The 22,175-nt window shown below is 58.6% G+C and carries 15 protein-coding genes; 4 read left to right on the top strand and 11 right to left on the bottom strand.

Annotated features, from left to right (window positions below; translation table 11 throughout):
• Window positions 1-199: 199 nt before the first annotated feature.
• The 10 genes from IF204_RS20275 to IF204_RS17480 all read right to left on the bottom strand — a co-directional run bounded on the left by IF204_RS20275 (window position 200) and on the right by IF204_RS17480 (window position 18,903).
• The gene (locus IF204_RS20275; protein ID WP_194098462.1) at window positions 200-3,283 is read right to left on the bottom strand and encodes a C-terminal helicase domain-containing protein; all 3,084 of its coding nucleotides are present in this window, start codon (window positions 3,281-3,283) and stop codon (window positions 200-202) included.
• The gene (locus IF204_RS17520; protein WP_194098461.1) at window positions 3,280-5,142 is read right to left on the bottom strand and encodes a phospholipase D family protein; all 1,863 of its coding nucleotides are present in this window, start codon (window positions 5,140-5,142) and stop codon (window positions 3,280-3,282) included. Before IF204_RS17520 ends, IF204_RS20275 begins: the two co-directional genes overlap by 4 nt.
• Window positions 5,132-6,298, bottom strand: coding sequence for a DUF6361 family protein (locus IF204_RS17515; protein WP_194098460.1), 1,167 nt, complete (start codon window positions 6,296-6,298; stop codon window positions 5,132-5,134). Before IF204_RS17515 ends, IF204_RS17520 begins: the two co-directional genes overlap by 11 nt.
• 14 nt (window positions 6,299-6,312) lie before the next feature.
• Window positions 6,313-9,513 (bottom strand): UvrD-helicase domain-containing protein, encoded by a 3,201-nt coding sequence (locus IF204_RS17510; protein ID WP_228069595.1) that lies wholly within the window; start codon window positions 9,511-9,513, stop codon window positions 6,313-6,315.
• 2 nt (window positions 9,514-9,515) lie between these two features.
• Complete coding sequence (locus IF204_RS17505; RefSeq protein WP_194098458.1) at window positions 9,516-12,062, bottom strand: PD-(D/E)XK nuclease family protein; 2,547 nt, start codon at window positions 12,060-12,062, stop codon at window positions 9,516-9,518.
• A gap of 126 nt (window positions 12,063-12,188) precedes the next feature.
• Complete coding sequence (locus IF204_RS17500) at window positions 12,189-13,757, bottom strand: ADP-ribosylglycohydrolase family protein (protein ID WP_194098457.1); 1,569 nt, start codon at window positions 13,755-13,757, stop codon at window positions 12,189-12,191.
• A 33-nt stretch (window positions 13,758-13,790) separates the two neighbouring features.
• Window positions 13,791-14,777 carry a helix-turn-helix transcriptional regulator gene (locus IF204_RS17495; RefSeq protein WP_194098456.1) on the bottom strand — a complete coding sequence of 329 codons (987 nt, stop codon included), beginning with the start codon at window positions 14,775-14,777 and terminating at the stop codon, window positions 13,791-13,793.
• Between the two features lie 49 nt (window positions 14,778-14,826).
• Window positions 14,827-16,830: an AAA family ATPase gene (locus tag IF204_RS17490; protein WP_194098455.1), complete on the bottom strand. Its 2,004-nt coding sequence runs from the start codon at window positions 16,828-16,830 to the stop codon at window positions 14,827-14,829.
• Between the two features lie 339 nt (window positions 16,831-17,169).
• On the bottom strand, window positions 17,170-18,012 hold the full coding sequence (locus IF204_RS17485; RefSeq protein WP_194098454.1) for a hypothetical protein: 843 nt from the start codon (window positions 18,010-18,012) through the stop codon (window positions 17,170-17,172).
• A gap of 237 nt (window positions 18,013-18,249) precedes the next feature.
• A complete protein-coding gene (locus tag IF204_RS17480; protein ID WP_228069593.1) occupies window positions 18,250-18,903 on the bottom strand; it encodes a hypothetical protein in 654 nt (217 codons plus the stop codon).
• A 209-nt stretch (window positions 18,904-19,112) separates the two neighbouring features.
• On the opposite strand from IF204_RS17480, the gene IF204_RS17475 reads away from it, so the two are divergent.
• A complete protein-coding gene (locus tag IF204_RS17475) occupies window positions 19,113-20,366 on the top strand; it encodes a Fic family protein (protein WP_322743309.1) in 1,254 nt (417 codons plus the stop codon).
• Between the two features lie 54 nt (window positions 20,367-20,420).
• On the opposite strand, the gene IF204_RS17470 is transcribed toward IF204_RS17475, so the two are convergent.
• Window positions 20,421-20,699, bottom strand: coding sequence for a hypothetical protein (locus tag IF204_RS17470; protein WP_407658947.1), 279 nt, complete (start codon window positions 20,697-20,699; stop codon window positions 20,421-20,423).
• 194 nt (window positions 20,700-20,893) lie between these two features.
• Here IF204_RS17470 and IF204_RS17465 point away from each other — a divergent pair, with 194 nt between their 5' ends.
• From IF204_RS17465 to IF204_RS17455, 3 genes are read left to right on the top strand one after another with little or no spacing between them, the layout of a single operon-like run.
• A complete protein-coding gene (locus IF204_RS17465) occupies window positions 20,894-21,220 on the top strand; it encodes a hypothetical protein (RefSeq protein ID WP_010138156.1) in 327 nt (108 codons plus the stop codon).
• A complete protein-coding gene (locus tag IF204_RS17460; protein WP_194098505.1) occupies window positions 21,177-21,860 on the top strand; it encodes a lytic transglycosylase domain-containing protein in 684 nt (227 codons plus the stop codon). The genes IF204_RS17465 and IF204_RS17460 overlap by 44 nt, the downstream gene beginning before the upstream one ends.
• Window positions 21,857-22,171 (top strand): TrbC/VirB2 family protein, encoded by a 315-nt coding sequence (locus IF204_RS17455; protein WP_194098453.1) that lies wholly within the window; start codon window positions 21,857-21,859, stop codon window positions 22,169-22,171. The genes IF204_RS17460 and IF204_RS17455 overlap by 4 nt, the downstream gene beginning before the upstream one ends.
• The last annotated feature ends 4 nt before the right edge of the window (window positions 22,172-22,175 follow it).

The raw sequence follows: 22,175 nt of genomic DNA, 5'->3' as shown, positions 1-22,175 counted from the left end.
TCTCCCGGCGCGCGTGCATTTCCTTCGGAATGGGCTTGGGACCTTCAATGTGGGATCGATTCCGGCTCGGGGTAGGGCAGGGGCGGGACCGAAGGTGGCGTACAACGAACTGAAGGCTGTGAGCGGGGCGCCGGCCATAACGCAGCCGAACTCCCTCGCTATGAGCTCGGTGTGCCGGCACACTGTTCGGCGTGGCGCGTCAGCCTGGCTTTAGCGATATCTGAAGCTCCGATAGATCTTGGACAAATTCGTCCATACCCAAGAAGAGGCTGATCAACTCATCTTGGCGCGGCTGGCCAAAGGCCAGCCGGTAAGTGGCCAAAGATTTGATAAGATCCTTGTAGCGCTCCTTCTCGCGGCTGAATGGCGGGATGAGGACGATCCGCTCAATCTTGTGATCACCTGGGTAGACCCAGTACGGAATGATGTCTCCCGGGCGACCATTTGAAAGCTCACAATCTTGCCCGGCCTCAAAAATGGAGACCCATGGTGATTGATTGGTCTGCGCCGTAAGCGGAGTTGCGGAAAAAGCAGTGGCGACATTGCGCCGAACTGCATGGTTCTTGTAGCGGTGGACCCGACCTTCGCGCTGCTCAATATCAACAGGATTCCGAGGGAGATTCCAATGCACGATCCGAGAGCAGTAGGGATGAAAATCCAATCCTTCCTGTCCAATTGATGTGGAAGCGAGAACAAACGGCCTGAACGGCGACTTAAAGGCCGCCTGGACTGCGGATGTTCGGCGTACCCCCTTTTCTTCCTCAGCTTTTGTTGCAAAACGCATGGCGAAACGGGCACGCACTTCGAATGTCTGTTCATACAGACGCCCCGCTTTTGTCGACCAGTGGTCCAATGTGATCTGTGCAGGGCGCAAGGCGACCACAGCAATTACGCTTGAAGCGATGACCTTCGCACGATCCTTCGGAGCTAATTTTTCGGCGCGTTCGGTTTCCAGGACGAGTTGAAGATATTCGTCCAGAACCGCAGGAAGGTCGCTTTGCGCGGCGTGCTTTATGATGTCGCGCCAATAATTTAGAGGCGAGGTTTCAGCCAGCAATGCGCGGGTTTCAGGTTGATTATATAGGCTACGAAAACCGAGTGCGATCCCGATTGATGCGCTGATCAATTCCGGGTCGTCTACGGCGAGCTCCGGGCAAAGTCTCGAAAGAGCTCGAAGTGCACATATCGCAGGCGAGCCAAGCGCAAAGCTGGCTAGCTTTTCGACAACTGTGTCAGGGTCGATTTCACCCTGCCGCTCATCAGCTTGGAGTGCCTCTCGAAGTGTGGCGATCGTTCGAGCCATTGCTCCATGTTCATCGTGACCATCATGGTCGACGACTCCGACTCTGGACCATCGCACTTCGCGCCCGAGCGTTCTGTCAAGTGCGAGCGCCAGGACGCGGTCGTTCGATTGAGCGAGTTCTGCGATTGCATCCACCGCAAGCTGCTCACGCAGAGCTATGCAGGCCTGAGCGTGCAAAATCTCATAGCTTTCAGCTCGGCCGAACCGCCGCTCCAACACGAGAGGATCAACAAGTGCCGCCAAGGAGGGCGACGGGTAAAGCATTGGCATAAGTTCATCGACACCAATTGGCCTACTAGTCCTGCTGACAAGGTCCGGCGACATACCCATTCGGCGGCTCGCCTCGTGCGACAGCAAAGCAGCGATCGCATCCGGCACCATCGACCAATCTGAGAATACCAACGCCTTGGTACCCGACTTTGGCATGCCGAATGAGGGGCGCGACGGCGGGATCCAGAGCGATCGATCAAGCGCCTCATTGAACGCCAGATCCGCAAGAGCACGCATCCTCCCGTTGCGAAATGGTAGCTCGGCATAATCTTCAATCTGTTTTTTGCTGATGAAGTGCGGGGAGGCCTCTCGAATTGCCTTGCGCAGCGCGGCAGCCGGATTTGGTTTCAACGCTTGAAGCCGATCGCGTAGCTTGTACCCCCGCATGAAGTTCAGCAGATAAGGCGCCGATTTCCAATACTCGATGATGCTGGGGGCCCCAACGAGTTCTGCCACTCTTGCTACTGCTTTCGCCTCTCGCAGATCATCGGTGTCGATAGCTATTTCGGGTATGACTTCTTGGACGAGAGAATTACGATCTTCGGTAGAATCGACGCGCTCAGTGCGGGCAATGACCCGGCTCAGGATACCATGTAATCTATCCCGTTGCTCTATTGCTATCGCTCGAGCACTCGGCATCGACTGGAGCGATCGCCTGAACTTGGCAAGTTCGCTTTTCAATTCCCGTACACGCGCCGGACCTTCAACATCGCCGAAAAGGAAGCGCATCGTCCTTAAAAAGTCGTCGTAGTGTTCGCCCTCTTCTGGTGCATCGCTACTAAGCGTTAGCATGCGATAAGGCGTGGCGGACAGAAGTAGGAGCCTCGCCTTCGATCCATCCTCCCCATTGTATGAAAACAATGCTCGCGCCAATTCAGCAGCCGCTGCCTTTTCAGGCGCGACCTCGTCATCATGATCGTGCAGGAGTTCAGCGAAGCGCTGGAACTCGTCGAGAATGATGAGATCCGGTGTCAAAGCATCCACACAGATCTTCGCAAGCATTCGTCGCAGCTCACCGATCATCGCGGCAAGGCGTTGGTCGTCGGGATAAGTGGGATGCTTGTGCCGCCTGGCAAGGTCCGCCGCCTCACGAAGCCTTTCTATGAATTTATCATCAACTACCCGGTTGAACTTATCAGCGATGTCTTGCGAGATCCGTTCACCCCGGATCCATGTCGTCCAGCCCCGCCAGTTCTCCTCAGAAACGCCGCCACGGAACACTCGTTGGATGCCGCGATGGCGCAAACCTATCCGCGCACGCAGCATTTCAAAGATCAGCGCCCGTTCAGGCGCAGTTCCAAGGGAAGACTTGAGGTCTAATGCAGTTCCAGGGGTGAGGCTGATCAAATTTATGGGTCGGGAAGCAATACCGCCTTCCTTCTCGATCTCAAGCGGCAACAGCGTAAGGCGGGTGTTCAGAGGTTTGGTTGCAGAGCCCACCACATTGAGCGACTTGATGTTCTGTTCAGCAATAGCCTGATTGGAACAGATGTAGACGATGTCGACGCGATCGACTTTGCCCTGCAGTTGTTCGATGGTCTTTGCAATCACACCGCGGGCAACCATGGTTTTGCCCAGCCCGACTTCGTCAGCGACTAAGAACTGATCTGTCGGGGACGGATCTGTAAATAGTCTTCGAAAAACGTATTCTACGGTCGCTTTCTGAAACGGTTTCAACAACGCAAGGTGTTCGTCAGCAATATAGGTCACCTGCGTCCCCTCTTTCTCGTTATTAGAGGCTCGAAGCTTTTCCACAGCGCGAGAAAATCCTTTGGAACAATGGTTTCGTTACCGGCCGGGTCATCGAGCCGCTCGATCAGGCGGCCGATCTCGTCTAGCTCGCCACTTTCCAGATGCAGCGCTCGCACCATCGGCTCGAGAAGCGAAGTGGTTCCATCGCCCAAGCTGCGAAGCCACTGACCTTCGCCACCCGTATCGCTTTCCAGAAAGCTTCCCTCACCAAGCGTGCCGAGCAGCAGACTGAGATAGCGTAGGAAGTTGCCGACGTTCGCGATGTGGGCACGAAGAACGGCTGCGTCACGGCCCTCTGGAACGCCGACCAAGCGCGCTCCAAGTGTGAACGTCAGTTCCACCTTCGTCTTCTCATGGAGCAGTCGAATTCCGAGCCAGCGTGTAACATCGCCAAGAGGTACAGCACCCAATGCAAGCACCGTATCAGAGCCAGACAGCAATCTGCTCGCATCGTATCCCTGTTCATTAGGAATTGTGATGGCCCTAACAAAACATCTGACGCCATCCGGCAGCAAAACGCGCTTGTCTTTGGTGGCCAGTTGCAGCTCAAGTTGGATCAGGTCGTCCACTTCAGAACAACAGAGATCAAGTGGCAGCGCCGAGATGCACGCCCTTATTTCCTCCAGCTTCTTTTCCGCCTTTACGGCCTCGTCCAGGATCGGTGGATCGCTCGGCGTGTAAATCGCAAGCAACCTCTGAAACGCTTCGGAGAAAAGGGCATCGTCGATTGTACCCATGCGCGTCTTCGGGCCGTCCAATGTTGCCATCACCTCGACATTTTGCGTCTTCCCCCCCTTGGTTGGAATCGTCGCAGCCGTGGTAGCATTTGCCGAACCGAGGTGGATCTGAAGCCGGGATCCTCGTTCCACGAGGTAGGCTTTTGCATGAAGACCTTCGAGATCTGACGACTTCGGCCCATCCGTCGCTTCGGCTTCATACTCAGTTGCACGCTCATCGAGCGTTGAGATTGAGAAACGCTCTCGCACTTCCGGATCTATGCCGTCGAGTTCCTCTGCCCGCGAGATGAGTTGGCGATTCTCTCTCGATCCGTATCCCTTGGCGAACCTTTCGAGCACGGGAGCGGTGACAAAGGGAGAAAGAACCGCTAGCTTTTCGCCGTGGGGAAGTACCCAGCCGTCACCATCAAGGCCATTGACCGCAAAGCTGACCTTTGTTGCACCCGCAGGGAGACCCTCCCACCAAGTTCGTTCCAAATCCGAGATTAGCGAAGGCAAGAATTTCGGAGGTGCAGGCCGGGTGGCTGGATTCGTTAGCCTTGGTAGGGCGCGCAGCAACTTTGTCAGTGCGCGGTTATCATTATTCTCTTCATCGTGTACGGCACCATCGAGAGCCAATGCGAGGTCCCAGCAACGATCATTGGTGAGATTCCTTGAAAGTATGGCCACTCTGATTCGAACAGGATCGGACTTCTTTTGGGGCTCAAAACGAATGCACCACAGCTTTGGATGGAATGCACCTCCTCCCGGGGCCGCGACCTCCACAATGGTCTTCTCGTAGAGTGCCATCAGCCTCGCAGTATTCGGATTAGCCTCCTTGATGCGGCCTCGATCGCAGTAGACGGCGATGCGGTCGGCCAAGCGCTCAACACTCTGCAGCAACGCAAGAGGGCTTCGCATCATTTCGTCTCTGTTCTCCGCATCGCGGAACACGATGCTAATCGGAATGGCAAGCGCCGTCTCAAAATCGAGCGAGTACGTAGTGGCAATGGCATGCCCGAAGCTGTAGCCATCCGGTGCACGCACGAGCGCAGTATAGAGTTCACGGTTCTCAGGGTCGAATGGCGAGTCAGCCGACATCTACAAGCTCCCCTAGGTAGCGGCGCGCAACTGCCCAGCGGAAATCCAGCCGTGCGAGACCTGAAGCGCCTGACCAGCGTTCTAGGGGTGCATCGTGAAGTAACCGGGCCTTCATGCGCTTCAACGTCTGTTCGCGCTGCCTCAGAAGATCGATGGCTTCTTGGTCTCTCTCCAGTGACTTGTTGCTTTGAAGCGTAATTTCGAGCCAAGTTCGAACGAAATCCCGAGAGGACTGGGTAAGGTTGTGACTAGTCGTTCCAACGATCTGGAAAAGGTCGTCCAAGTCCCAACTTTGAAGCGCGAGATGCTTAAGCTCTCCGCGCCACGTCTCAAGCGATTGTCGGTATTCTTCGACCAATGTGGCTGCTTCGCCATGCGCCTTGGCATTAGGGCGCTCCGCCGCTCGCAATGCAAGCAGCAGATTGTAGAGGATGCTTGCGCCGTGCATCACACCCGAAAAGCGCTCCGCATGACGGATAATGGATCGATTCCGGTCGGAGACCGAGTCCTCGTGGACTTGCCAAGCCCAATCCTCGCTGAATTTTTTCTGTTTCGAGGCCAGTTCGTTCAGCAAGCTTGTTTTGGCACTAGCAGCAATGCGATCACGCAGGAAATCTGCCTCTTTGGGCAAAAGTTTAAAGTTCACTTGCTCGAACAGCTTTTCGGGCACATCGGGGAGACTTGTGCACCATAATCTGAGGTCATGATCCTTTAGACTCTCGCTCCCATAGGACAAGAATGTCGCCTGATTACCCGCTAATGTGCGGATGCCTAACGTATAAATGCCAGCCCAATAGACGCTCGACGGGAGCCTCTTTAGGCTCCGTCCAGCGAGGCGGCCGATCACATCTTCGCGCTCTCCGCCGCGCAGAAGCGCTTCGCTCAGTTCGAACTCGAGCTCACGAGCGATCATCGTCCGCTCTGCTTGACTTGCCCTTCGCTGCTGTGCTTCCCGATAGATCCAAGGAACGAACAGCATGTAGCGTATCCGTGTTTGAATAGTGCTGGTGCCCGGAAAGAGGAGATCAGCCAGCCCGTCGCGGATCGTACCCAGACCAAGCTCATCACGTGCTTCGGGCTGCTTGAACAGATCTATGAGGGTTTGAGCTCTACGCCGTTCTTCAGGGTCAAAATCGATCCAGGCAAGGTAGGACATCGGCTACTCACGTATTAACAGGATACGGTGAGGTCAGATTCCTCCCCGAGATATTGTGGCTTGGCCAATTCCAATAGCCCATGGTCAACCCAGAACGCAGCCACTCCTTGAAGCGGATGCTGCGGGAAAAGTCTTTCCACCAGTGCGGCGTAGCTGGAGAGCTGTGGCCAGTAGAGTCCAAAACCCTCACCTGCACCGCCGGTCTTGTGATCGATCAACAGGCATCCCTTCGGCCCAACTGCCAGCAGGTCGATCATTCCGGGAATTTCCGCACCCTCTTTAGTACGTCCTAGAAGAGGGATTTCACAAAGTAGATCGGTGTAGCCATCGGCCGCAAGCCAGGCGTTCAGCACTGTCGCCCGCTCCGCGACCAGTTCCAGAGTTGTATCGTCCAACCCGGTAGCCGCGGGCAGGGATTCAGAAAGATCAGGCCGCGTCAGGCAAGTACGCAAGGCAAGATGGATCGCTGTCCCACGGGCCGCGTCACTAACTGTACGGGACCATGGTGTTCCCAATTTGATACCCTGGCTTTCTGGTGCAGACAGGGCCGTGGTAGCTTGCGATGGCTGCAACCTCCAAGGGGTCAAGTCCACAGCAGGCAAGGGGGTATCGCGGCCGAGCCGTGGTGTATCCGTGTTCTCGGCCTCCGAATACGCGGTGAAGCCCGCGTGTTCGGGCAACTGCCTGATGATGGCCGGACACTCAATCCCGCCGATGCGCAGTGTATCACCACCGATCTGCGGCGCGCAGGCATCCGTGAAAACATGGAACAGGCACTTGGCTTCCGGAGCTTCCTCATCACGTTCTTTTAGGAAGCCTGGCCACTCCAACACCAGCCGATCCCGTGCTCGGGTCATGGCGACGTAAAGAAGGTTCTTCGCATTTGCCTCGAAATCCGGGCGCCGATCCTCAATGAACCGCCGCTCGGCCTCCGGGGCGGCAAATCCTGACGTGTGGATCAGTGCGGCCGAGGCCAGCACGGCGTCCATATCGTCGATCTCGTGAAGCGCGGTGAACCGGGTCGCGGTGCTGCCCGGCCAGTCTTCGATACCGTGGTCGAATTCCGCAACCACGGTGATCGGCCATTCACGCCCCTTGCTGGCGTGCCATGTGACGATCTCGACCGCCTCGGCGCTGTTGGCGGCGGGGTCGGGACGGCGGTCGAAATCGCGCTCGCTGGCGCGGGCATCCAGCCAGCCAAGAAACACCTTGGCGCTTTCGCCATGGAAACCGGCTGCCGCCTTGAGATCACGGTGCGCGGATTCGAAGTCGTTTGCTTCGGCTTCAAGCCGCAGAAGGTCTGCACGCGCCTGTGCTGGGTCGGGCTGACGGTCAGCCCAGATACGCAGCCCAGAAGCATTGATCACCAGGTCCACTGCATCGGAAATCGGCAAGCGAGCAAGGCGGTCCGACAGCGCCGCCAGGCGCAGGAGGACCGGATCATCCTCCAACCGCCCTTGGATCTGCGCTTGCATGGCGGCTTGTAGGCTGAGCGGATCGGGGCCGAGGGTGCGCAGGACCAGCGCGGCATTCGTATCGCTAGGGTTCGCGGCATAGCTGAGCGCCGCGCGAGCCGCCTGAACAACCGGGCTTGTCGCCCAGCCATCCTCGGCAATGCGGACAGGTACGCCGCGAGCGCGCAATTCCTCGGCATAGCGGGCTGCGGTCGCGTGCCGGCAGACCAGAAGAGCGATGTCAGAGGGGCGCACATTCCTCCGGGTCTTGCTCTGCCGGTCGGTGATCGTTTCCCCCACCTGCAAAATCTGGGCGATGCGCTCTGCAACATGCTCTTGCGGCTTCGAATACTTTCTTACCCCGCGGCCTTTGACGATGTTCAAAACCTCTAAGGCAGGACCGGACACAGGATCACGCGTCGGGGCTAACGGGTTGTAGCCTGCGCCAAACAGCCCGGCGCCCATAGCATTGACGAAGTCCATCACCGCCGGTGTAGACCGCCAATTGCGGTCAAGGGGCTGCGTCGCATCGGGGTTGGCCGCCGCCAGCGCCTGAGACAGGCGCGGATCAGCGCCCTGAAAACCCATGATCGACTGTTTGACATCCCCCACCAGCAGGGTGCGCGGCGCGCGGGCACCGAGCTGCCAGAGCAGCGCGAATTGCACCGGGTTGGTGTCCTGGAATTCGTCGATGATGACGCAGTCGATTTCATCCAGCACGGCCTGTCGCACTGTCGGATCGGTCCGCAATAGCCGCTCGGCGCCTGCAATCATGTCGGCATAGTCAATCAGCCCAAGCGCCTTTTTGCGTGTCTCATAAGCTTCCATCACTTCCTGCGCACAGGCGATCAGGCACTGAAAGTGCAGCTTCGCATCGGCCAATGGGCCGGGATGTGAAGGCAGCACCTCGGCAGCCTGCATGATCGCAAGAGCAAGGTCATCGTAGCCCTCTGGCGTTTTCGTACGGCTGTTCGAAGTGAAGAGACTGCGCAGGGACTGCCAAAGGCTCCAGTCCCGATCCAGCATCGCCGGATCACGTTCGACACGGCGAAACAGGGCCAGATTGTTTTCCAGCGTCTCGCGGGGGCCCTTGGCTGTGACGCCGTCCATGCCACCGACCGGAAAGGCCGTGAGCATGGTAGCAACCGCCTTCGCCAACGCATCACGGGCGGCTGTGGGGTCTGCGATCACCTTGCCGTAAATTTCATCGAGCCGCGTTAATGCGGGTGCGATCAGCCCGGGATCACGGCCTTTGTCGCCGAGCCCCCGTAACAGGTCGATCATCGACAGAACCCGGCCCCGTAGTGAATCTTCGACCGTTTCGCCTTTTTGCCAGTTGGGCTGATATCCGAACCGCTCGGGTTCAGCCTTGATAGGATCAAGCGATTTCGCATGGGCCAGCGCCTGCCGGATCAGCAGCTCGCGTTCAGCATCGCCAAGGTGACGGGGTTGCAGCGATGCACCTGCTGCCAGCGCATGTTCCGTCAATAAACGCAGGCCCAAGCCATGGATGGTAGAGACATATGCGCGCTCCACGGCCATAGCCTCGGTGACCAGCCCGTCCGCCAGAAGACCCGCCCGGATACGTTCGCGCAATTCGCCCGCAGCGGCTTCGGTAAAGGTCACCGCAAGGATGCGTTCGGGTCGTACGATCTTGCGCTTCACCCAGTCAGAAAGCTGGGTCTTGATACGATGGGTTTTTCCCGCGCCCGCGCCGGCGGGAACGATGACCAACCCTCGGTCTGAATCTGCTCCGTCCATGGTCATACCTCCTCGATCTGGCGGATGAACGCGGTAACCAGGGTCGAGCCATCGGTCAGCGCATAGGGCGTGAATCCTGCTTCTTTCTTGAAAAAGCCCTCATCGGCTGAGGTATTCAGCACCACCCGGCCGGCCCCTAGCTGCGCCAGCCGTTCAGCAAGCATTGCAACAGCCGCATCGTTGACGGCGTCGCCCATGTCGCGGGCGGGAGATCCTTCTGCAGGCACATGCCCGGAGGTTAAGAGCCCACCATCATTCATAAGGTGATAGGCAATACCGACCTGTCGGCCAATCAGCGGGTCCATCCCGTCGCCGTCGCGCCGGATAGGACGGGCGAGCATGTCTCGGTATAGCCCTGCTTGCAGATCCCACCCGGCCTCCATTCGCCTGCGCCGGGCCGATGTGCCGCTTTTCTTGTGATCGACGACAAGCAGCGTACCGTCTGGCAACTCAAGGATCGCATCAGCCTTACCGTGCAGGTTGATGCCATGCGCCTCACCCGCCAGCCAGATCTCGTTGCCGATGATTTTTGCGCCAAGCGCCAGCAGATGTTCGCGCCAGCGCAGCGCCGCCTGAAGGATCTCACGCTCGAGCCCGCTGCGCTCCATTTCCCATGATGCGCTACGCAGAAACCCAGCATGGCGGGTCAGCGCTCGATCATAGGCCTCGGCAACTGCAGCGGTCAGTGCCGCAGGTTCTGGCAGGGGTTGGTCCTTCAGGAACACATGTTCAAACACGTCATGGGCAATGTTGCCTTTGGCCATCACATCGAGTTCCTCAGCGGACCAAGACATGTCGCCCGCGCCAACCTCGTCCAGAAGCCATGCCAGCGGGCTGACCAGAAGTGTTTCCAGCCGTGAGGGTGACTGAGGTTTGCTTGTTCCGTCATCTTTGCGACGGAGCGCCAACAGGTCGAGGCCTGGGAACGAGAGCGCCTCGGGGAGTTCGTCCGATTCCGGCAACGGTGGCAGACGGTGATGTGCCACAGGCCAGTCGCCAGGCGGCAGGCGCGAAAGGTCGAGGATCAGATCATGAGCTTCTTCTACATCCGATATTGCGCGTGCGACCAGTGATAGCCCAGCTGAAGGTTGCTGCCGCACGCCCGACAGATCGCGCCACGGGACCAGAAATGTCACAGACTCCGCAACCGCCTGAAGCTGCTGGTCAAAGAGGAAGAGGCTTTCAGCCAAACCCTCTGCCCTCCCGCGAAGCTGCAAACCGGTGGTGGTTCGAATTGCAGTGATTTCGCTGTCCAGAAACAGCGGGTTGGCGCGAGGCCGGGTCGGATACCGACCGTCAGTGAAATCCGTGATGATCAGATGTCGGCATTGCCGCCACGGAGTTTCGTGCGCGGACCAGAGGCTTACACCTTCAAGGTTGCGCTCTGGATCGGGACTTGACGGGGATGCAATCTGGATACCTCGCAGGATAGCTTCCCAGTCTGGGCTACCCTCGCCGGGCGGGATCGACAGACGGGCTCGAACCTCGTTCCCTTGCGCAATGCGCTCACAGATACGGTCGATCAGGAAACGCAGTTGCGCAAGGCTGCCGGCTGAGGCGCGCATGTCCGTCCAAAGGTCTTTGTGCGCTTGGGTGGGCGACAGGACATCGCCGCGAAAGTCACCATTCATAATGCTTTCGGCAAGGTCGCGCCCGGTTTGGGCTGACCATGGCATCAGCGGTGACAATGCGAGACTTGCAAGGACCATCGCAGGTGTGGGTGTGCGCTTGGCTAACGCCAGTTGAAGTGCTGTTTCACCAACGATGTCGCGCTCTGGCAGGCTGGCGGGAAGTCCGGAAATCGGCACGCCCTGCTCGGCAAATGCACGCGCGATCTGGCGTGGGTCACCAGAGGCCAGCACAGCAATCTCCCGTGCCGGGATGCCACTTTCGATCAGGGCACGCGCGCGGGCGGCGGCAAAATCAGCGCAGGCAGCCACATCGCGCAAACCATAAAAGGCGAGGCTGTCATCCTTTGGCCCGGCCTCGATTGCTGCCTCGGCTACCCCGCCCTGCAAAGCGTTCAGCCGTGCCCATTCACGAGCCGCGCGCCCCTCAGCGGGTGCAGCCACAGCCCCGAATTCATCCTTAAGTCTTCCATAAAGCGCCTTCATCGCGGCTGGTGCATGCGGGTCAAGGGACCCCTCAACAACCGGCAATGGGTCAAGAAACCGTCCATGCGGCAGGTCCAGAACATGGCGGACCGCGGCCAGCCCCTCGGGCAATGCGTCACCCAGCTTGCGCCAAAGTGCGATCAGAGCATCCAGATGTCGCCCTGCACGGCTGTCGCCCATCGCGCCCGCTGATGGAACGCGCAGATCGGCAGTGGCCAGCACCAGACCTTCCAACGCCGCGCTGACGGCCGACATTGTCTCGACCGGTGCATTGGCCAAGCTCTCTTGCCACACCGGGTGAGGCTCTTCCGCTATCACTCGCCCAGGCACCCATTCTTGGGCTTTGGGGGCAAGTGATAGCTCTGCAAGACCGGTATCGGTCAAACGGTAATGTAGGCCGGAGCGGGGATCGGCGACGAGAAAAGGGTAGAACATGGATTTCGGGCTCACTGTGCAATTTGATACTGTAATGGGAAATTATTTTGAATCAATGGCTTGTGTGGCTATTGTCATTCTCTTTCGAACTCTCAATCGATGCATTTCGGATATTTCCCCATGTGTCTAACCGCCCGGATAAACCTCGAAGAGATCCTCCGCCGCACCACTGTCAGATGAAAGCTCCCTGTAATCCCGTACCAGCTGCGAGATGATGTCTGCCCCTTCAACGATTTCGGCCCAACGGTGTTGAAGCACAGCTGCAGGATCAAGCAGACCCAGCATATTCCCGGCAACCGCCGCTGTTGAATCGCTGTCTCCACCATGGGTAGCCGCAATCAGTAGAGCCTCTTCGAAAGAGCCTCCAGCAAGGCAGGCATAAAGCGCGATGGACAGCGCTTCCTCGGCGATCCAGCCGCCACCGAGAGATTCAACGGTTTCTCCCGAACCGTCCCGCGGCGCGCGGAGCGCAGCCTGGATTGCCCGCGCAGTCTCTTCGCCCTCGGTCAGTCGCGCATAGGTTTCTGCAGTCCGGGTCGCACTCTCCTCAAGGTCGGCACCTGCCGTGACATCGGCAAGCATTTCCGCCCAGGCTGCAGCTGCAAGCTGGCCGGTTGGGTGGCCATGCGTCAGAGCAGATGTCTCGATAGCCATCGCACGGACCTGTTCGCGGGGGAACATCAAGCCGATCGGGGCCACACGCATAATGGTGCCGCATCCTTTGCTGTTGTTTCGCGCAGGGTCCCCAAAATGCGCGCTCGCTGCCAAGGATGACAGGCAGGTATTGCCAGGCGCGCGGCAGACCCGTAGGCGCGGGTCGTTGACCAGTCCCACATCATCAGTCTGAACCTGCGGTTTGCCACCTTGGGTTTTGAACCAACGCAGCAGCGCGTGATGGATCACGGACGGCGGGTGGCAGATACCCTTGAGAATGCCGCGGACCTGCGCGCGGATGATCCCTTCGACCGTGAACAGGGTCATCTGGGTGTCATCTGTGATAGCGCCGTGCAGCCCCATGTGTATTGGCAACTCCGAAATGCCGGTCGGAAAACGACGGCGAATTTCGGTTAGAGAAAGGAATTCGATATCGGCACCCAAACTGTCGCCGATCGCCCCACCCAGAAGGCTGGCGTGCAGTCGGATAAGCGACAGCCCGTCATGTCGGGCGTAGTCGCGAACAAAGCGTTCCTGTACCGGCGTTTCAATGGCTCCTGACCGCGCGGCACGGACGAGGGCCATGGCCTCGCCTGCTGGATGCCCGCGATCAACCAGCAGAAGGGCTGCAACGGTTCCCGCACGCCCCAGTCCCCCTCGGCAATGGACCAGCACACGGCCGCCAGTTTCCAGAATGCTATGAAGGCGGGGCGCCAATTGGCGCCAGTGCGCCTTGGCCTTTGGCGTTGGTACATCCAGATCGGGGATCGGGAAGTGGTGCCAGTCCATACCTCGTGCCCTGGTCGCATCGCCAAGACCCGTGACAGAAAGCAGCTCTAACTCCGAGTCCTCGACTAGGGTCACAACGGCTTGCGCGCCCCAAGCCTTGATTGCATCGAGATCAATGTCCAGATCGCGGTCCCATCCCGCGCCAAAGACACTGTCGCCTTTTTTACCGGGACACAGGGTCAGGCCGAGATGACCGTTGCCAACAGGCAAGCTGTCGATGCGAAGGGGGTGAGATGTGCTGTTCCGAAGCAAGCGCGATTCTTTCTTTGTTGATCCTACTTGAGACTACTGCCCGCACACGTCACTTTCGGTCGTATCAGACGAAGAGTGACCCGAAATCTCCAAGAATTGCGCCTCAACCTGATCTCCCCATCTTGCCAGATACCAGTCCATCTCCTGCCGTCCTCCCGCGCGGAAACGGACGATCAGTGACCCGTCCTCCATCCGCCTGGTCTGCTGTTTGGGATGAAACAGATATCCCGCAGCTTCATCGGCAACGTCAGGCAGAAACCGCCAGACGACATCAAGCGGTTCTTCCCGCCACACACCAAAGCTCTCTGATAGCCATTCCTGCAGATCGAACCCTTTGGGGCGCTCATAGACCTCAGGTTCCAACGAAACCCGTTCAAAACCAGAAAGCGCAAACAGTCGAAGATCGTCCTGATATTCGCTCCAAGCCAAAAGGTATTGGCGCCCTTGACCAAATAACATGGCAATTGGGCCGAGCCGGGTATTGCGTGAAAGCTTTGCCGAAGCACGGGCGCGATGATCAGCAGAGATCATAACCCCTGCAAGGATTGCTTCGCGAATTGTATATAGAGTCTCGGGCGAAATTTTTTCTCGTGGTCCGGGTCGGAATGCAACGCCGTCAGCCAATAATTGTGCTTCAAGGTCAGCAGCAATTAAACGGCGGCGATCCTCGCGGAACATTGCCTGCACCTTCACCAAAAGGCGCTCCAATGTTTCCGCTGTCAGCTCATCGCCCTCACGCCGCGCAATAGCGGCGGCGCGGTGGCCGGCGGTCAGTTCATCCAGCGTGGGTTCAGCCATTCGGCCCAATGATCCCGGCGGAAAGCGCCAATATTTTCGACCACTTTCGCCGGAGATTTCCTCAATTTGAGGGTAGGCGTTGCGTACGGCATCACGCATGCGTTCTGCCGTGCGACGGGATACGCTGAATTCTCGCTCTATATCAGAAAGCGAAATCCCCTCGGCTGACCCCTGCATTATCAGAGCGAGACGTTGCAAATCTTCCTGGCGAGCGTAGCGCATAACTCCTCCTAGCAATACAGAGCAACCATTGTGGTGGAGCACTTTGGCGTCAACGGCCAAAGCCAATCGGTCGCGTTGTTCCTATCTTTGCCGCATCCTCAAGGGTCAGAGCGCGCAGGATTTCCTCTGGGTCCGCAACACCCAGTGCCTGCATTCTGCGGGCCACGTTCGCGAAATCTCCCGGAGTAAGCCGATCAAGCGTAGCCAGTTCCTTCGGGGGCGAACATGAGAAATGCGCAGCCCAAGCCAGAGGCAGTTGATCGACTGAGAGAAAATCGAACCGGATGCGGAAGGTAAACCGGCGCTGCGTTGCAGGGTCGAGCTTTTTGGCGAAGTTGGTAGTGCAGACGAAGGGCAACGGGTGGCTTTCCATCCAGGTCAGCATCTCATTGACCTGGCTCACCTCCCAGCTGCGTTCAGCGCCACGACGGTCAGCCAGCAGACTGTCAGCCTCGTCGAAGATGAGCATCGCACCGTCGGCGCGTGCGTCAGAAAAGGCCCGCGCGATGTTCTGCTCGCTTTCGCCAACCCATTTCGACATGAGGTCCGAGGCGCGCTTTTCGATCACCGGCATGCCGATGACCCGGGCCAGATGCCGTGCCCATGCGCTTTTGCCGGTCCCCGCCGGTCCCTCAAGACAGAAACTGACCCGGCGGGGTGCACCTGACCGAACTAGCTGCCCTTCGATCCGGGCTAGATCAACGTCGGCGCGGGCCAGACCTTCGTGCCAAGGCACCTCTGAATAATGCCGCGGCGCGCTGTCGACTCCGCCCTTTGCCAGACGGGCTGCAGCATCCAGCACCTGCGAGACAACAGCCTGCCCACCATCGCAAAGCCTTGCCACCACCATCGCGTCCGAAACAAGCGCCGGGGCCTGATCATGCCGTTCCGCCATATCCGGCAGGGCGGTGTCCGGTATGCCGGCACCATGTCGCTCTTCGAGGCGTTGCCAGATACGCGCTCGCACCCGGCCCGATGGCGGGCGCATCATCACCGAGTAGCTGATCCTCCGTAGAAAAGCAGGATCACAGGCGTGAACCGAATTCGTAGTCCAGATCACCGGGATCGGATTGGTTTCGAGAATTCGATTGAAATGAACCTTCGACAGCATCTCATGGCTAAAGCGGAAGCTGTGCCCACCAATCAGGTCTTCCATCTCGTCGAACAGCAGTACGGTATCCGATCTTTGCCCTAGCATGCGAGATGCCATTGTGAGCTCGGCCAAACGCTCCCGGCGCGACGGCTCGCCTCCGTCATCGTCCGTTTCGCCGACCGCGCGCAGTTCAGCGCCGACCTCATGCGCGAGCACCTTGGCGAACTCGGTCTTGCCTGTGCCGGGAGGGCCGTAGAGCAGTATGTGCACGCCTGGTTGGCGCTTTGCCAGCGCCTTGGACAGTAGTTCACGCATCAGGTCCGCATCTCGGCTTAGACCTTCGAAGTCTTGCCATTGAGCCTGCGGCGCAGCCGCACGCGGGAACATCAGGGCGATCAGGTCGGAAATGCTATCCACTTCGGCAAGTAGCGCGAGGGTCAGGCGATCAGACAGATCGAACGGCATCCGGCGGTGACGCCCGCCGCTGTTGCGCTGCACCAATCCCGAGCAAGTGAGGCGACCGGATGCCCGCATGGCTGTGCGGATTTCAGGCTCGGGCACCGCGCAGAACCACGACAACAGCAGCGGCACCGTGACTTCTCTGGTTTCCAGCGCGCCATCGACGACATGCTCGAAGCCATCGAACAACTTGTAGAACGCGACGAAGGTCAGCATGGATGTTTCGGCAGGGGATAGCCCGAAATGCTCGCCAATACGGGTTGCATTGCGCTGAACGATCTCGCCCTCACCGCCCCCGGCGCTCGGCGCAAGGTCGTGCGCGATGGTCCTGATCTTGTTCCACCATTGCGAGCTTGGTCGGCTACGGGGCCGTTCGGGACATTCGACTTCGGTCAGGTACTCCAGCCAGCCGGGCAGTTCCTTTGCGATACGGCTGGCGGGACCGAAACGGTTGGCCAATCGGACGATCAGATCAAGGGCGAGGTGTTGTTCGTGCGTCATTGTTCATCTCCGTCGTTTCAACAGAGATGTCACGGCCATACGTCAAATTTGGACAGATGGCTTCGATCATGTAGAGTACGGTCCACCGATTTCGGTCGTCAGGCTCTGTACGTCGTCAGGATTTTTCGGACTTCTCGGGCTGTCTTGTAGCGGAGGCGCTGGTTCGGTTTCTGTTTGAGTTTAGGCGGTCGCGGCCTGGTGCTGCAACCAGCGTTGTGTATTGCCATGGTTGCGTGACGTTTCCGATCTGAAGCGGCATGCGGGAGTGCTATCCGAGAACCCGTCTAGTCTCTTCAGATCTCTGTCTGTTTTGAAGTCGCAGCCCCAATCTCATTCAAGTCAACGCTGAATCTCGCCTGCCAGCACTGCTCGCCCGTGCACTGCCAACGTCGCTGAAAACCTCTGGCACCCAAACTTGCGGATAACATCGAGCACCCGCGCTTCGTAGGCAGCGTGTCCGATCAAGCGACACAAGTCGGACGCGTGGAACTGGCGGTTCGCAGTTGGTGCGGCTTGCATCTGTCTCAGCAATTCGCGCTCTTTGGGGTCCGTTATTGGTCTCGCGGGCGGCTTGACCGCGGGACGAGTTGGAGTTCCCGAAGAATTTCGCCATCGTCGCATGAAGCCAAGCAGGAAGCCGGCCGGCACCTTTCCGTTGCCTCGGGACCGGTTGAAGGCGAGGAAGCGATCCCAGATGACCTGGGTGTCGATGTTCCAGCAAGGCAACGTGGCCTTCGCTGATTTGATGAGCTCTGCCCAACTGGTCTGGAAAACGTTCGAACTCGCGGTGATTTCGATCAGTCCTGAGAAGATAGTTTTGTTATTATTATCTCTAGATAGTGATGTGTCGCCTTCACCTGACACGAGATCATGGGTTTCACTCTCCTCGTCGAAGGCGGAAAACCGAAAGATCCAGGGCGCGAACTTGCCATTCGGCTTCGCCCGCTCGAGCTGCAACTCCGAAGCCTCAAGTTCGTTCAGAAGAACCGTAAGATACTGCCGTGAGACACCCATCTTCTCCGCCAGGGCCGAGAGGGTGAAGGCTGCCGTTCCGCGCGACAAACCGTTGTAGCCATCCTTCCAGGCGATGGCGTCGAGGATGAGGGTGGCAAGCTTGTGCGCAGCAACAGAGAGATTTGTCTGCGTGATCCGTCTCAGGATCAGGCCGGTCGTAGGTTCCATGGTCGAGGTCTCCTTGGAGATCCGACGCCATGTCGTGAGACAACAACATTCTTGCCAGCAAAACAACTTTGCTGGTTGCAGGTGTTTTAGCGGTGCGCTAGGAAACTCTTGTTCACGGAGTTTTCTAGCACGGCGTCAGGCTTCACGGTCTGGCGTCGTCTCCTTTTCGGGGGTTTTGCACAGCCTTCCGTGCGGGGTTGTCAGGACGCGCGCGGTAAAAACCGCGCGCAGATTTTGTCAGTAGCGAACTTCTTCAGAGCCATAGTTCCCGGCGTGATCGCGCCAGTCGACGAAGACAGAACGGTAGAAGTAGCTGCCACATCCATTCGGGATGCTCAGGCCGGATGCGGCTGGCACCTGGCCCACGGTGGATCTTGTCCATCGGTAGTCGCCCTGCACGCCGTAGGACCCCAATCGCGTCGAGTCGCTGCGATTGCAGTCGCCATCTCGGTTTTCGTGCTGGCGATACTGGATGTGATAGACCCGTATGCTGCGCACGAAATCAAAGGCGTCGCCTGAGATGTCGATGTCGGCTTGCTCATCTGCTTGGACGTGAACAAGGGGGATCGGAGTCGATTCCTGCGGTTCGGGCGGATCGCGGAACGTGATGTCATAAAGGCGTTCCATAGGCGACATCGGACTGGGATCGTTGAGCGACACACCCATCGGACACCGCCAGATTTGTAAGGGCGGCTCGATCGGCCATGGCGTGATCCGCCGAATGAAGACCGCTCTGGCATGCGCGCAGGGCGCAGAGGCAGGCCAACCGCCCGCAAGGCAGAGGAGGATCGCACAGTCGACCTGATAGGCCTGAGCCGGTGCTGACGAGGCCATTAGTCCAGATATGCTTATTGCCGTGGCTGTTGCCACGCCGTGGATCACGTGCTTCATGATGCCGACTCCATCTATAATGGTGCAGCGATACGAAACAACATTAATGATAGCAAGGAGATTTGATTGATGGTTGCGCGCAAGTCTTGCCTTTGTCGCTCATCAAGTTCTCGAGCCTGGCAGCGGACTGCGGAAGAGTTGCGGCCAAAGAACCGGCCAAATTGGCGGACGGGATGCCACTTTATGAGTCGGCAACCTAATGATAGTCTGTGGTTTTAGAAGAGGTGATTTATGGCCAGCAAAGCGGCCAGAAAGCAGGACAAGTGACAACCCCGGATGATGGAGAAACGGTAGGACTGTTCGAGCCACTCATGGTTTCTGAAGGTGCACCAGCGCGCGCGGGTCTAAACGATCTCGCGCTCGAGCTTGCAGAAAAATCTGCCGCGTTCCGGAGCGGGTTGCCTTCCTCCGTCTCGGAGGCGTTGGCAGATCTCGTGCGGGCGATGAACTGCTACTACAGTAACCTCATCGAAGGGCACGACACCCATCCCATCGACATCGAACGCGCGATGCAGGGCGACTATAGCGCCGACCCCAAGAAGCGGAACCTTCAGCTCGAAGCCAAAGCGCATGTCGCGGTCCAGAAATGGATCGACGAGGACGGCATGGCGGAACAGCCAACCGCGCCCACGTCCATTATCGAGCTGCATCGCCGCTTCTGCGAGCTGCTGCCGCCTGAGCTTCTCTTCGTCGAAAACCCGAAGACGGGCGAAAAAATACCTGTTGTGCCCGGCGAGTTGCGGACGCGCTACGTTGAAGTCGGGCGGCACGTTGCCATCAGCCCTGGCGCGGTGCCGCGATTTCTCGAACGTATGCACAAGGCTTACAGCCTCCCCGGCAGGATCGAACCAATCCTTGCTGCGGCTTGCGCGCATCACCGGCTTCTGTGGGTACACCCTTTCCTCGACGGGAACGGGCGTGTTGCCCGCCTGATGTCTTACGCCATGCTGCGCAAAACGCTCGATACACACGGGCTCTGGTCTGTGGCGCGCGGGCTTGCACGACAAGAGGCGGCCTACAAGGAGCACCTGGCCTCCTGCGACGGTCCTCGTCGCGGAGATCGTGACGGCCGCGGCACGTTGAGCGAAGCCGCGCTTGCCTCCTTCGCAGACTTCTTCTTGCGCACATGTATCGACCAGGTGGAATTCATGGAAAGTCTGATGCGACCTGATCGTCTGCGTGACCGCATCCTGATCTGGGCCGAAGAAGAAATCCGCGCCGGAGCGTTGCCTCCAAAATCCGATACCGTGTTGAAAGCCGTCCTCTATCAGGGGCAGATCGAACGTGGAGAGGTCGAGTCCATACTTGGCACGAGCGATCGCACCGCACGACGGGTGACGTCTGCGCTACTTGAAGCGGGGGCTTTGTCATCGACCTCGACCCGCGCGCCGCTCAAGCTGGCGTTTCCTGCCAAGTATGCAGGTCGGTGGATGCCCGGGCTGTTTCCTGAAAAAGACACATGAAGTTTGGCACAAAGCGGTGATGCTTGATGGCCTCAAGGAAATGGCCGAGCTCCTCTATTCGACAGCATTCAGGAACCTGGCGTAGTCCTCACTGACCTCCCTCGCCTCAACAAAGGCGCGGGCTCGCTCGGTGTCGAGACAACGGAAGTAGTCCTGCACATCGGCAATGTAGGTCTCGAAATCGCTTCTGATCAGATCGGCGTAGGCACGCATGTCTTCTTGCGACTGAGGCAAGAACGGTCGTTCGGGAGGTACGCAATCTGCTGCCGCGGCTATCGGCATGCTTCCAAGCAGGAACGCGAACAGCAACGGTGCGTTGCGCGCAATAAACAAGCGCAGGGCAAAACTCCTTTGCCGCCTTTAAGATTATCATTCTGTCGGCTATCACCGTTATCGGAGCAAGGCGAACTTCGTCAACACGTTATTATTGTCTTGCTATCATTAATGTTGTTTTGTATCGCTCACGGTGTTGCGACCCCGTGGGCCGGATACTGCACCCAGGCAGAACAAGGACCCAAGGGAAGGCCATGATAGAAGAAGCCCCGAATGTGGTTACAGAAGACGGACTGCGCGGCTTGCTCGCCGAGGGCTACCTCATTGAGGTGGTCTGCAAGGAGAGAGCAGAGAAGCGCCATAACAGCTGGTACGGCTCGTGGGTCATCCGCGCCGTCGCCACTGATGGGCGTGACGATAAGATGCTCGTCACCAGCCGAAGCGTCCTCAAGCTCCGCGACTTCAAAACCATCGTTGGCCTTGTCAGTTTCCTGGCCGACATGGGCTGTACGACCGCTAGCATCCCACTTGAAGAAGGTGGCCGCGAACGCCACGCCGCGCCTCCGGTCAAAGGCAGCTGACCGCGCGACTGCGCTCGTCGTTGCTTTGGGTACAGGCGTTTGTTCCGCGCCCTCGGCCCTTGCCGACGGTTTCATCTTTTCGGTTGGTCCAGACGGCCAATTGATTTCCACTTCTCAAGAGGCAAACGAGCGCCTTTTTCTCTTCGCAGAACCTCGCGTTCCTGACGCAACGAGCGAGACAGCGATCCCGGCTCGATCCGCCGCCCACGCCACCCCAGAAATCCTCCATGCGATCGAGACCACGGCGCTACGGTATGCCGGGCATGGTGCGCTGCGTCGCGCGGGGCTTTCCGTCACTGATTGGGCGCTCCTTTACCGAGCCAACATTGAAGTCGAGAGCGCATACAATCCGGCTGCACGTAGCCCTGTCGGTGCCATAGGCCTCGGGCAGCTTATGCCGGATACTGCCCGCGACCTCGGCGTCGACCCACATGACATTGCGCAGAACCTCGACGGATCAGCTCGCTACCTGCTGATGATGCTCGACCAGTTCGGCGAGGGCTCTCTGGCCCTTGCGGCATACAACGCTGGTCCGGAGGCGGTCACACGCCACGGCGGCATCCCCCCTTTTCGCGAAACCCAAGGGCATGTGGCCCGTGTGACGGCCGTGTTTGAGCGGCTCAGAGGAGATCTTTCATGACATCGAGGAAACGTCAAAGCGTGCTCCGCACGCGGGCGACCGTCGCGCTCGGCGCGATAGCCCTTATCGTGCTGGCGGGTCCAGCGCTCGCGCAGAGCATCGACCTCTCGCCGGTGCAGACCCTGCTTCAAGGCATCGTCGATGCGATCACCGGTCCCTTGGGGATAGTGATCGGAACGCTGGCGCTGATCGGGGTGTTCCTTTCCTGGCTCTTTGGCATCCTCGATTTCCGTCAGGCGCTCTGGGTGGTGGTCGCGATCGCGGGCATCGCCGCGGCTCCCACAATCGTCGCCGCCATCTGGACCACCTGAGGTC

This window comes from Marivivens aquimaris, assembly GCF_015220045.1.
GTDB lineage: Bacteria > Pseudomonadota > Alphaproteobacteria > Rhodobacterales > Rhodobacteraceae > Marivivens > Marivivens aquimaris.
This window is presented reverse-complemented; position numbering and strand designations above follow the sequence as displayed.

Coding starts and splice junctions, on each gene's coding strand:
- IF204_RS17520 (WP_194098461.1), bottom strand. CDS start 5,142: ATGTCGGCTGACTCGCCATTCGACCCTGAGAACCGTGAACTCTATACT.
- IF204_RS17515 (WP_194098460.1), bottom strand. CDS start 6,298: ATGTCCTACCTTGCCTGGATCGATTTTGACCCTGAAGAACGGCGTAGA.
- IF204_RS17510 (WP_228069595.1), bottom strand. CDS start 9,513: ATGGACGGAGCAGATTCAGACCGAGGGTTGGTCATCGTTCCCGCCGGC.
- IF204_RS17505 (WP_194098458.1), bottom strand. CDS start 12,062: ATGTTCTACCCTTTTCTCGTCGCCGATCCCCGCTCCGGCCTACATTAC.
- IF204_RS17495 (WP_194098456.1), bottom strand. CDS start 14,777: ATGCGCTACGCTCGCCAGGAAGATTTGCAACGTCTCGCTCTGATAATG.
- IF204_RS17490 (WP_194098455.1), bottom strand. CDS start 16,830: ATGACGCACGAACAACACCTCGCCCTTGATCTGATCGTCCGATTGGCC.
- IF204_RS17485 (WP_194098454.1), bottom strand. CDS start 18,012: ATGGAACCTACGACCGGCCTGATCCTGAGACGGATCACGCAGACAAAT.
- IF204_RS17480 (WP_228069593.1), bottom strand. CDS start 18,903: ATGAAGCACGTGATCCACGGCGTGGCAACAGCCACGGCAATAAGCATA.
- IF204_RS17465 (WP_010138156.1), top strand. CDS start 20,894: ATGATAGAAGAAGCCCCGAATGTGGTTACAGAAGACGGACTGCGCGGC.
- IF204_RS17455 (WP_194098453.1), top strand. CDS start 21,857: ATGACATCGAGGAAACGTCAAAGCGTGCTCCGCACGCGGGCGACCGTC.